Origin of the sequence: Staphylococcus arlettae, from assembly GCF_025560845.1 — a bacterium.
Lineage (GTDB): Bacteria > Bacillota > Bacilli > Staphylococcales > Staphylococcaceae > Staphylococcus > Staphylococcus arlettae.
This window is the reverse complement of the sequence record NZ_CP094803.1, coordinates 315,194-328,253: the sequence shown is the minus strand read 5'-3', so window position 1 is coordinate 328,253 and position 13,060 is coordinate 315,194. Positions and strand designations below refer to the sequence as shown.

Here is a 13,060-nt window from a genome sequence, read left to right as displayed (position 1 = left end):
GCCTTTTATGTTAAATATTGCTCAATATGAAATGCTGATTCTTCAATTGAACGATATTCTGTATTAATAACTTCAGCGTTCAATTTATGAAATATTTCTTCAGCATATGCCAATTCTTCTTTAATGCGTTCAACGCTATTATAATTCGTAGGACCACTCAAACCAAGCACTCTTACTCGTTCATTACGAATATTCATAATATAATTGGGACTAGCAGTTAAGCCAAATACTTTTAATTTTTTATTTTTAAATACTTCATCTGGAATAGCGACCTCTGGCACTAGCGGAATGTTAGCTATTTTATATCCTTTATTCGCTAAATACATACTAAGTGGTGTTTTAGACGTCCGTGACACACCTAAAATCAATGCATCCGCTTCACCTATGTCTGTAAAGTGTTTTCCATCATCATATTTCACTGAATATTCAATAGCTTCAATTCGTTTAAAATATTGTTCATCCAGTTTGCGAAGTGCGCCACTTTTCAAAATCGGTTGACTCTCAGTCCGTTGTTGAATCATATCAATTAAGTCTGTCATGTAATCAATATATTGTAATTGATGTGCTTGTGTATATTGTTTACCGAGTGCATTAAATTCAGGATTGACCAGCGTCGTAATGACGATTGCATGTTCTGCAACTGCCAACTCTAAAATATTCATAAGCTCTTCTTTACTTTGAATAAATGGAAACTTTTTAATCGCGACTTGGTTCAATTCAGGAAATTGTGATAATGTAGCATGAACCATACGTTGCGCTGTCTCACCAATAGAATCAGAAATGACAAAAATACTTAGTTGTGCTGTTTGAACATTATTTGACACTCAATCGCCCGCTTTCTACTTCGCTTTGTGCTGTTGCTAAAATAGCTCCCGGTACTCTATATGGTGAACAAGAAACATAATCAATTTCTAAATCATTGAAATAGTGAATAGATTTCTCATCTCCCCCAAGTTCTCCGCACACACCAATTTTTATATTAGGATTCGCTTGTTTTGCTTGCACTGAAGCCAATTTAATTAATTCTCCTACACCAGATTTATCTATAGTTTGGAAAGGATCTTGTTCTAATATACCTTGATTGCTATAAGCATTTATAAACTTACCTGAATCGTCACGTGAAAAACCAAAAGTCAATTGTGTTAAATCATTCGTCCCAAAACTAAAGAAGTCAGATACTGTTGCCAACTCAGCTGCAATTAGACATGCTCTTGGTGTTTCTATCATTGTGCCAATCAAGTAATGTAAATCCTGTCCTGTTTCTTGTGCTAATGCTTCAATACGTTCTGTAATCAATGTTTTCAATGTAGTAAATTCTTCAACAGTTGACACTAACGGAATCATAATTTCTGGATTTGTATCGATACCTTCCTCTTTTAGGCGTATTACACTTTTCATTATTGCCTCAGCTTGCATCACATATAATTCTGGGTAAGTGATAGCTAAACGACACCCTCTATGTCCTAACATCGGGTTTACTTCATTTAAGCTTTCAATATGTTTATCAAGTGTTGTCACAGTGACACCAAGCTGTTCAGCCACTTGCACTTTTTCCGACTCAGAACGTGGTAAAAATTCATGTAATGGTGGGTCTAGTAGTCGAATAATCGTAGGTTTTTCACCAGATTGTCTTAATATTTGTTCAAAATCTTCCGTTTGATAACCACCAATTGTATTTAAAGCTGTAATACGTTGTTCTTGTGTATGCGCTAAAATAAAACGACGCATTTCAATTAATCGTTCTGGTGCAAAGAACATATGCTCCGTCCGCACTAAACCAATACCTGTAGCGCCAAATTGATAGCCCGCAATAATATCAGGTACCGTTTCCGCATTCATACGTACTGATAAACGTGCAATATCTTGTGCCCAAGTCATGTATTGTTCAAATGCTTCACTGTGTTCAGCAGTAATCGTTGCTATTTTTCCTACATAAATATCACCTTTGGCACCATCAACTGAAATAATATCCCCTTCAGCTAGTGTACCACCAGGGTATGTAACAACTTTTTCCGTTGTATTAATTTCTAAATCTGCACAGCCTGTAACACAACATTTGCCCATACCTCTAGCAACTACTGCTGCGTGTGAAGTCATACCGCCATGCGTTGTCACAATTGCTTCACTGGCAACCATACCTTCAATATCTTCTGGTGATGTTTCTGGTCGCATTAAAATAACCTTTTCACCTTGTTCATGTTGTTCTTTTGCTTCTTCAGCCGAGAAGACAACCTTTCCACTCGCAGCCCCAGGACTGGCTGGCAATCCTACTGTTGAAATAACAGTTGCCTTTGTTAAAGCTTCATCATCAAAATTTGGATGAAGTAGTTGCTCAATTGATTTCACTTCAACTTTAGTCAGCGCTTCTTGTTTTGTTATCACTTGTTCATTGACCAAGTCGACGGCAATATTTACCGCAGCATTTGCCGTTCGTTTACCATTGCGTGTTTGTAAAATATAAAGTTGCTCATTTTCGATTGTAAATTCTATATCTTGCATATCTCGATAATGTTGTTCTAACTGTTGTGACACGCTGACAAATTGTTGGTGTACATGTGGCATTTGTTCTTCTAATGAAGCAATATCTTTAGGAGTACGTATGCCTGCCACCACATCTTCGCCTTGTGCATTTAATAAATACTCTCCAAACAATTTCGCTTCACCCGTTACTGGATTACGTGTGAATGCCACCCCAGTACCACTACGTTCCCCACTATTACCAAAGACCATTTCTTGAATATTGACTGCTGTCCCTATTTCGTACGGTATGTCATTTAACTGTCTGTAAACACGTGCACGATCATTGTCCCACGATTTAAAAACAGCTTCGATAGCCTCTGTTAATTGCACTGTTGGTTCTTGAGGAAATGGTTTATAAACTTTTTCAACATATAATGATTTGTAGTGTTCGCAAATTTCTTTCAAACCTTCAGCTGGTATATCTGCATCATTGTCATAGCCATGGTCCGTTTTATATTTATCAAAGTATGCATCAAATGCTGTCATTGGCACATTATAGACCACTTCACCGAACATTTGTAACAGTCGACGGTAACAATCATAAGCAAAACGTTCATCATTGGTTTTGCGCGCTAATTTTTTTACATTGTCATCATTTAATCCTAAGTTCAAAATAGTATCCATCATACCAGGCATTGATATTTTGGCGCCACTTCTCACAGATACAAGTAACAATTGTTCATCTGATGAAAATGATTTACTCGTACGTTGTGAAAATAAGTCAAGTTGTGTTTGTAGTTGTGCTACCACTTCCTCAGATAACTTACTTCCGTGCTCAAGATATTCAATGCAAGCTTGAGTCGTAATCGTAAATCCATCAGGTACAGGTAAACCTATGCGTTTCATCTCTGCTAAATTGGCCCCTTTACCACCCAACAAATCTTTCATTGATTTTTGTCCTTCATCAAAAGCATATACTAATTTTGTCATACTATATCACCTCTAATTGTTTAATATGTCATACTAATGAATAAGAGTATGTCATATTAATGGTAAAAAGACAACTAAAATGTATAATATTTACAGAAAATTCTATTTTTTGATAATAGATTTAACCAGTAATAAGTTATAACAAAGCGCTCGAGTTATTAATATATCTTATTTATCACTTAGTAAAATTATTAACCTTACTGCACAAAAATATTACTTTCTGTAATGCTACAAAATTTTATAAATACACAAAAAACGTCAATTTCTATATCATCTCAATAGAAATTGACGCTACTTCTTTAGTTAAATTATTCCAATATAATGTTAATTATATTTCAGACTGTCGACAAAGTCTCCGACTTTGTTGGCAGTTTTTTTATGCACGCTTTCCGCGGGCACTGCCTTAGCCTGTAGTCTTCGGCTAGTGATATTCCCGCAGGAGTCGGCATAAATTACTGCCAATATTACACAAAAACATTATAATATATGTAAATTAAACAGTGGTGGTGTTTATTATGTTGAATAAATCAATTGATAAAAGAGATCAATATGAAATGATTTCTATCTCTGAATTAGTCCCTAATAATCATTTATTACGTAAAGTCGATGCGATATTAGATTTAAATTTTGTGTATGAACTTGTCGAAGACAAATATTGCCTTGATAATGGTAGACCATCTATAGATCCTGTTATTTTAGTAAAAATATTACTCATACAAAGGTTGTTTGGCATTAAATCAATGAGACAAACAATTAAAGAAATAGAAACAAATGTAGCTTACCGTTGGTATTTAGGATATAGCTTTTTAGATAAAGTACCTCATTACGGAACTTTTAGTAAGAACTATACACGTCGTTTTCATGATACAGATTTATTTGAACAAATATTTGAGAAAATACTAGAAATAGCTATCAAAAATAACTTAATAGATCACTCATCTTTATTCATTGATTCTACACATATTAAAGCAAATGCAAATAAGAATAAATACATCAAAAAAATTGTAAAAAAAGATACACTTCACTTCCAAGAAGAATTGGATAATGAAATAAATGAACAAAGGCGAGCACAAGGAAAAAAGCCAATAAAAAATAAAAGCAAGGAGGAATATAAAACCAAAAAAGTAAGTACGACTGATCCAGAAGCTGGGTACTACGTTAAAGGTGAACGAGAAAAGCAATTTGCTTATAGTTTACACGCATGTGTAGATAAAAATGGTTATATTATTGATAAGCACGTGACACCTGGTAATATTCACGACAGTACACAACTCAAACCAATGATTGAAAGATTGGAAACCAAGCAGATGTTGCCTATCACATTAGCAATTGATTCAGGTTATAAAACACCTTTTAATGCACACTTTTTGCTTGAAAAAGCAATTGTACCAGCAATGCCATATACGAGACCTAAAGGAAAACCTGGTTTTTTCAGAACAAAAGATTTCATCTACGATGAACATTATGATACTTATATTTGTCCTAATGATGAAACTTTACTATATAAAAGAACAATGCCAACAGGACACAGATTATATGTATCAGATGCTTCAATATGTCGAGACTGTCCACTACTAAATAAATGTACTGAAAGTAAAGATGCCATAAAACAAATTAGAAGACATGTTTGGCAAGATGATTTAGATATAGTTGAAGATTTAAGGTTTGTGGATACAATTAAAAAACAATATAAAATGCGAAGTCAAACAATAGAGAGAAAATTTGGCGATGCAAAAGAACAGCATGGTATGAGATGGACGAGATATAGAGGACATGACAAAGTTTCCATGGATACCACGCTAATTTGTGCTGCCATGAATCTTAAAAAAATCGCAATGTGGCTAATAAAAGGCCCAGTAATGGTCTGAAAGACCACTGCAATTTTGAAAAAAACTATAAAAAAAGAAAATAAATAAACCCTTCGCATTAACTTGCGAAGGGTTTGTCCACGTTCTGCAATATAATGTTAATTATATTTTTTCTACATGTGCAGTTGTTTGTTTTACACTTTGTTGTTCTCCAATTGCTTCAATTTCTTCTAAAGTACGACCACGTGACTCAGGCACACATTTTTTCACGAATAGTACACCTAAGATACAAATTACTCCGAAAATAGCAAAGACAATTTGTTGTGAGAAATAAGCTGTCATTATTGGGAATAACAAACCTACTAAGAATGAACCGATCCAGTTTAATGATGAAGCTGCACCAGATGCAAATCCTCTAATAGTTAGTGGGAAAATTTCACCGACAATAACCCAAGTTAATGGAGCCCATGTAAATGAATAAAATGCTACATAAATACTTAAAAAGACCACAATTAAAATTGGATTAGTATTAGGTGCAATCATATGAATCACAGCTGGTAAAATGAATGATAACCCCATAACTGTACCGCCCAACATAAGTAAAGTACGACGGTTAAATTTATCTGCAATTGCGATAAATAATAATGAGCCTAATACTAAAATGACACCTTGAATGATTGGCCACATTAAAGCATTACTCGCTGAATTACCAGTTGCCTGTTCCACAATCAACGGAATGTAATAAAATATAGCATTGGCACCTTGGAATTGTTGGAAGGCAGCGACACCTAACCCTGCTACTACTAAATATTTATATTTCCCAGTAAATAAAGTTGCTAATGTATTATTAACTTGTGTTTTTTGCTCTTTAGCAATTGTATCTTGAATTTCTCGTAGTTCTACATCGATATTTTGATTATGACGTAAATTACTCAATACAGTTTTAGCTTCTTCAAATTTATTATTTTTAATTAAAAAGCGTGGAGATTCTGGTAATCGTAACACACCTATAAATAATATAACAGCTGGTAATGCCGCAATACCTAACATTAGTCTCCATCCTAATTCAATTGGTAATCCACGTAAAAAATAATCAACAATATAAGATAATAACATACCTGAAACGATCATCGTTTGGTTCATACCGGACAAGCGACCACGATATTTGGCAGGTGTCATTTCAGACATATAAGCTGGCACCAATGCAGATGCTGCCCCTACAGCTAAACCTAATATGACACGTGAAATCGTCAAGAAATAGTTGCCATTATGAGGTGCAATACCTGATAAAATTGACCCTATAATAAACACGATTGCTGACAGTAAAATCATTTTCCGTCTGCCTAATTTATCTGATAAACGTCCTGCTAAAATACCACCAAATATTGCTCCTAACATGACTGAAGATGTTATAAGGCCAATAATAAACCCACTATTAATGCCCCAATCTTCACGTAAAAATGGCAATGCTCCGGTCATAACACCAATATCATAACCAAACAGAATACCCCCAAATGCACCGAAAAAATAAATAAATTGATTTGATACTTTACTTTGTACTTTCATCCCATTCACCTTCTTTTTTAATAAGCCAAGTGCTATGCGTAATAAGTGAAATTAATCTATTATCGTATATTCAGCATTAAACATTTTTAATAGCATTAAAATTTGTGTTTTAGTTAACGCTAAAGATAAAACCGTATGATGCCCGCCACCTTCTTCAAGCCATCTTTTCACACCAGTTGTTAACGACGGTCTCACTTCCCACAACACTCGTGCAACTGGTAAATGTGGGGCAGGTTCATCTAACTGTTTGGCGGTAATATCATTCACAATAAACTTATAATGTGTTCCTAAATCAACCATCGTGACTACTACACCATCACCTGCTTTACCATCAAAAACTAATCGCGCTGGATCGTTTTTGTCACCAATTCCTAAAGGGTTAACTACAATTTTAGGTTTAGTAGCTGCCAGTGTAGGATCTACTTCTAACATATGTGACCCTAAAATATGTGCTTGATCTTTTCTTAAATCATATGTGTAGTCTTCCATAAACCCTGTCGCTTCATTTTGTGCAGCGATTTTCAATAATCTATCTAGTGCAGCCGTTTTCCAATCACCTTCACCTGCAAATCCATAACCTTGTTCGTTCAAACGCTGTACTGCTAATCCAGGCAACTGTTTCAGACCATGTAAATCTTCAAAATTTGACGTAAAGGCACTATAACCGCCATCATCTAAAAATCGTTTTATCGCAATCTCATATTTGATTTGCTCTATCACAGAAGCATTAAAATCGTCTTCACTATAATTACGATAGTCAAAATCATATTGTTGTTGATATACTTCAAATAATTGAGTTATTTCTTCTTCTTTAACTTCGTTAACATAGCTAACTAAATCACCAATTCCATAATAATCTACAGTCCAGCCATATTGAATTTGTGCTTCTATCTTATCGCCTTCTGTAACAGCAACATTACGCATATTATCACCAAATCGTGCTACTTTCAGACCAAAGCTTTCATTATAAGCATATGCCACATGCATCCATGCCTTTAATTGGCTTTGAATTTCGGTGTTCTGCCAATCACCAAAAATAATTTCATTTTGCTTATTTAAACGACGATTGATAAAGCCATATTCTCTATCGCCATGTGCTGATTGATGTAAATTCATATAATCCATATCGATATGTTGCCAATCTATATCATTACGATATTGCGTCGCTAAATGCAGTAAAGGTTTTTGTAATAATTGTGTACCTCTAATCCACATTTTTGCTGGTGAAAATGTGTGCATCCATGTAATAACACCTAAAATATCATCTCGGTAATTAGCTTCTTTCATAATTTGAGTAATTACATCTGCAGAAGTTGCTAACTGTGGTTGTAATTCAATTTCAAACGGCAAGTCTGCTTTATTATTCAATTCATTTGCTATATCTTGTGCGTTGCTCTTAACTTGGTCTAATGCCTCTTCACCATATAAAGCTTGTGAACCTACAACAAACCAAAATTTTTTATTCTCTGCCATTATTATTCCTCCTTAATTTTGCCCATAATAAGCATTCGCCCCATGTTTGCGCTCAAAATGTTTGTCTAATATTTCTTGAGGAAGCGCTTCCGCAAATGGGTTTAATTGTCTTGTAAAAATATTCATTTTGCATACTTCCTCTAGAACTACGGCATTCATTACTGCATGCTCACAATCTTTTCCCCAGACAAATGGTGCATGTCCATGTAGTAATACAGCTGGTACATCATGTGGATTAATACCTTGATTCTTAAACGTTTCAACGATGACATTTCCAGTTTCCAATTCATAATCATTGTTGATTTCATCGGAGTTTAAAAATCGTGCACATGGGATGGAACCATAAAATGTATCAGCGTGCGTCGTTCCCATAGCAGGTACATCTAAGCCAGATTGTGACCATGTAGTAGCCCACGGTGAATGTGTGTGTACCACACTGCCGATATCTCCAAATTGTTGATATAACACTGCATGTGTAGGCATATCTGATGAAGGTCTCAAACTGCCTTCTACAACTTCACCCTGTAAATTACAAACCACCATATCAGCTGGTTGCATCGTTGCGTAATCTACACCGCTTGGTTTAATAACAAATAGTTGTGTTTCTGAATCAAACGCACTGACATTACCCCATGTATATTTAATTAATCCACGTTTGGGCAATTCTAAATTTGCTTGATATACTTCAGCTTTTAATTGTTCTAACATCGGCTTCCCCTCCTAAATATTTATCTATTGCTTGTTCAATCGGCAATGCCTGTTTTACTTTTGCTACATAGTTATTAAAATTAACAACCTCTTGTGATGAAGGTGTGACAGTCACTTCAGTTGCACCTTCAAATACATAGTCGTTTAAAAACGTCTCCAAAGAGATCTGTTCTTGGAGTGCACTATAATAAGCTAAAATACTAATGCCCCATGCGCCGCCTTCACTTGCAGTATCCATCACCGTAATATCTTTGTTTACAGCCGATGCTAATACTTGTTGAGCTATCTTTTTCGTTTTAAAAATACCACCATGTGCAATTAACTTATTTACAGTGACTGATTCTTGCGTTTGCAACAAATCCATTCCTATTTTCAATGTGCTAAAAGCACTATATAAATGCATTTTCATAAAATTAGCTAAATTAAAATTATTTGTTGGTTCCCGTAAGAATAAAGGATATCCAGTTGCAACATCGGTAATATTCTCACCAGAAATATAGTTGTAAGATAATAGACCACCAACATCATCATCACTAGCTAATGATGCTTCAAAAAGTTGTCCGTACAACTGTTCAGATGAAATATCGATACCTAATGTCTGTAAGACTTCGTTAAACAGTAGCATCCAATCATTGATATCTGATGTGCAATTATTTGTATGAATCATAGCAACTTCATCACCTGCTGGCGTCGTTACAATATCAATTTCTGGATACATTGCTTGCAAACTTTGTTCTAACACTATCATCGCAAAAGAACTTGTACCTGCTGAGATGTTGCCAGTATTAACTGTTACTGCATTTGTAGCAACCATACCTGTGCCAGCATCTCCTTCAGGTGGACATAAGGTACAACCACCTTCAAGTTCACCTGTTGGATCTAGTAATTTGGCACCTATGTCAGTTAATGTTCCACCTTGTTCGCCGGCTAATCGTATTTCTGGCAACAGTTGTTCTAATTGTTGTGTGTAGCCATGACTTGCAAATAGCTTATTCGCAATTTCTAATAAATCTTGTCTATAAGCTTTTTCTTGTGGATCTACTGGAAACATTCCTGATGCATCACCAATACCTATGACCTTTTCTCCTGTTAAATACCAATGAACATATCCTGCTAAAGTTGTCACATAATCTAGTTGATGTGTATGTGGTTCTGCTGACAACATCGCTTGATAAATATGAGCAATACTCCAACGTTCAGGAATATTAAAGTTAAATGCATTACTTAATTCCTTTGCTGCTGCAGTAGTATTACCATTACGCCAAGTTCTAAATGGTACAAGGATATCTTCTTGTTCGTTAAAAGCTAAATAACCATGCATCATTGCACTGATGCCTATAGATTTAACTCGCTTCAACGTAATATCATATGTGCTTTTTAACTCTTTTGCCATCATTTGATAGCTTTGTTGTAACCCAACCCATACATCGTTAAGCGAATAAGTCCAGTAACCATCTTTCAATTGATTTTCCCAATCAAAATTACCTGATGCTACTACTTGCAAGTGACTATCTATTGCTACAGTTTTAATTCTAGTCGATCCTAATTCAATACCAATCGATATATCTTCTTGCTTTAATTCTTGCGTACTTACTCTCATTTCAACACCCCATTACTGTAACCGTTTTCAAGATAAATATAAAATATTTGTCCGTACATGTCAATATAATTATATTTTTGTCCGTACAAATATCAGCTAATTAAAACCCCAAACCAACGCGGCTGTTGATTTGGGGGCTTAATTTATTTTTTTAACTGAATTACGTTCTATAATATATGTGTCGATACGTTCTTCTGGCTGTATTTTATCTGTGTCAATAGTCTCTATCATCCAGTTAGCTGCCTTTTCTCCTAACAACTCTTGCGGATGTGATGTGGTTGTTAAATTCATATCGCTTAATCTACTCAATACAGAATTGTCTTCCCCAACAACCGAAATATCATTCGGTATACTAAATCCAAGTTGTCTTAAACGTTGAATGATTTGATACGCGATTTCATCGTTATAACAGACAACTGCAGAAACTGATATTTTTTGTTGTTGAATGTGTTGGACTATCTGTTCTACTACTTGGCGTTTATTTTCAGTATCATAAGTGTAAATATGCTCACCCTTGAAAATAATATTATTATGTTCGAAGGCATTAAAATAACCTTTCATTCGTAATTTTCCTTGATTATCATCAATCTTAGTAATTAATGCGATATCTTCATGACCATGATCAATTAAATATTGTGTTGCTAAATAGCCTGACTTAATATCATCAATTGCAATATACGGTAAGTTTAGCTCATCATACGTAGCATTAATCATAAGTATTGGTATATCCCGTTGTTTGAACATAGAATAATAAGATAGATTAGGGTTATAAACATTACTTTTCGTCGGTTCGATAATTAATCCTGTCACGCCTTGATTTAACATCATTTCTAAGCATTTGCGCTCTTCATCATGGTTATTATTTGTACTCGCTAATATTAAAGAATAACCATTATCACGTAATACGTGTTCAATACCTCTTATAATACTGGGAAAAATATAGTCGGATAAGTACGTCACAATAACACCAATTTTTTTAGTTCCTGTTGTTTGCTGCGCATTTAAAAAACTATAGCTCACATATGAGCCAGCACCTTTTCTTTTTTTTATATAGCCTTCTGCCACAAGGATATCCATTGCTTGTCGAATTGTATAACGGCTAACTTGATAATTATCTTGAAATTGTTTTTCCGTCGGTAACAACATACCCACGTGATAACTCTTATCGAGAATTTTGCCTTTAATTTCATCGGCTATTACTTGATATTTGGGCTTATTCATATCTGACGATCTCCTAGTATTACCTAATTTTCTCATACACATTTAGTATAGCATAACTATTTAACGCACTTTTATATTTATCTAGCACGTTATATAAAATATGACAGATAGTTAATATTGTGTCATAAATGCACGAAAAGAAAAAGTAAGCAGAATTGACTACCTTTTTAAAAAGGCGTTCAAGTCTGCTTACTTGTATGAACCAATAGCAATTTAAATTTAATATGTTCACGTAATGCGTGCACTTTGCTATAAGTCAAAATAGTAACTAAAATTTATTGTAAGTTAAGCGCGTAATCGTATGATTTTCAGCTTTGTGTAACACTAAATCAGCTCTATTTTTAGTAGGATAGATATTATGCAAAATATTAGGTTCATTTACATTTGTCCACAATTGTTTAGCAATTGCTATTGCTTCTGTTTCCGTTAAATCTTTATATTGATAAAAATGTGATTCTGGTTTTTGGAAAGCACTTTGCTGTAGTTTTAAGAACCGTTCGATATACCACTTTTTCATTACTTCTAAAGCGACATCAAGATAAATTTTATAATCTATATAATCAGTTACAAGCTCTGATGCTTGGCTATGAACTTGAAATATATTCACTCCTTCAATAATTAAAATATCCGGTTGATGAATATAATGAAATTGCTCGACTAACCGATCATACGTTAAATGGGAATACGTATAAGTTGCAACTTTTTCCCCAGCTTTAATAGCTTTTAAGTGTTGGATGAGTGTTTTAGTTTCATAGCTTTCTGGAAAACCTTTTTTTGACATTATATTTTGCTCTAACAGTTGTTGCTTAGGTAAAATATAACCATCTGTCGTAATCAGATCTACCTTCCACGTTGGATTTTCTTTTTTTAATAATTCCAATAATAATCGCGCTATCGTACTCTTCCCAGCAGCCACCCCACCAGAAACCCCAATAATAAATGGTGTTTTGTGGTGTTTATTAAGTAATTTATTATGTACATAACTAATATAATCCATATGGCGCTGTGCTTTTTCTGACAATAAATCTATTAGAGGAAAATACAAGGATTTAATTTCCTGTTTTGTTGCATAATCGTTGAAACTAAGTATTTCTTCTAAGTTAATATCATCTAACTCTATATTTGTTGAACTTTGCACTTTTTGCCATTCTTCTTTAGAAAATTCCACAAGCCTAGCTCCCTTTATACAAACTGTTATACCAATTCATTCACTTTGACATAACTCACTTCAATA

General features: G+C 34.4%; 9 protein-coding genes. 1 reads left to right on the top strand and 8 read right to left on the bottom strand.

Going from position 1 to position 13,060, the window contains the following annotated elements; genetic code table 11:
• Positions 1-5: 5 nt before the first annotated feature.
• Both MUA37_RS01465 and ppdK read right to left on the bottom strand, forming a co-directional pair.
• Entirely contained in the window at positions 6-824 is an 819-nt protein-coding gene (locus MUA37_RS01465) for a pyruvate, water dikinase regulatory protein (protein ID WP_142019305.1), read from the bottom strand.
• The gene (gene ppdK / locus MUA37_RS01460) at positions 814-3,450 is read right to left on the bottom strand and encodes a pyruvate, phosphate dikinase (protein WP_142019304.1); all 2,637 of its coding nucleotides are present in this window, start codon (positions 3,448-3,450) and stop codon (positions 814-816) included. Before ppdK ends, MUA37_RS01465 begins: the two co-directional genes overlap by 11 nt.
• A gap of 515 nt (positions 3,451-3,965) precedes the next feature.
• Here ppdK and MUA37_RS01455 point away from each other — a divergent pair.
• Positions 3,966-5,318, top strand: coding sequence for an IS1182 family transposase (locus MUA37_RS01455; RefSeq protein WP_021459431.1), 1,353 nt, complete (start codon positions 3,966-3,968; stop codon positions 5,316-5,318).
• Between the two features lie 102 nt (positions 5,319-5,420).
• Here MUA37_RS01455 and MUA37_RS01450 read toward each other — a convergent pair whose 3' ends face one another.
• The 6 genes from MUA37_RS01450 to coaA form a co-directional block, all read right to left on the bottom strand.
• Positions 5,421-6,824, bottom strand: a complete 1,404-nt coding sequence (locus MUA37_RS01450) for a sugar porter family MFS transporter (RefSeq protein WP_262624762.1) — start codon at positions 6,822-6,824, stop codon at positions 5,421-5,423.
• 51 nt (positions 6,825-6,875) lie between these two features.
• On the bottom strand, positions 6,876-8,297 hold the full coding sequence (gene araA, locus MUA37_RS01445) for an L-arabinose isomerase (RefSeq protein WP_262624761.1): 1,422 nt from the start codon (positions 8,295-8,297) through the stop codon (positions 6,876-6,878).
• A 12-nt stretch (positions 8,298-8,309) separates the two neighbouring features.
• The gene (locus tag MUA37_RS01440) at positions 8,310-9,005 is read right to left on the bottom strand and encodes an L-ribulose-5-phosphate 4-epimerase (RefSeq protein WP_193325486.1); all 696 of its coding nucleotides are present in this window, start codon (positions 9,003-9,005) and stop codon (positions 8,310-8,312) included.
• The gene (locus tag MUA37_RS01435) at positions 8,983-10,605 is read right to left on the bottom strand and encodes a xylulokinase (RefSeq protein ID WP_193325487.1); all 1,623 of its coding nucleotides are present in this window, start codon (positions 10,603-10,605) and stop codon (positions 8,983-8,985) included. The genes MUA37_RS01440 and MUA37_RS01435 overlap by 23 nt, the downstream gene beginning before the upstream one ends.
• Positions 10,606-10,743: 138 nt before the next feature.
• Positions 10,744-11,826, bottom strand: a complete 1,083-nt coding sequence (locus tag MUA37_RS01430) for a GntR family transcriptional regulator (RefSeq protein ID WP_002509028.1) — start codon at positions 11,824-11,826, stop codon at positions 10,744-10,746.
• A gap of 268 nt (positions 11,827-12,094) precedes the next feature.
• A complete protein-coding gene (gene coaA / locus MUA37_RS01425) occupies positions 12,095-12,994 on the bottom strand; it encodes a type I pantothenate kinase (RefSeq protein WP_002509029.1) in 900 nt (299 codons plus the stop codon).
• Positions 12,995-13,060 lie beyond the last annotated feature (66 nt).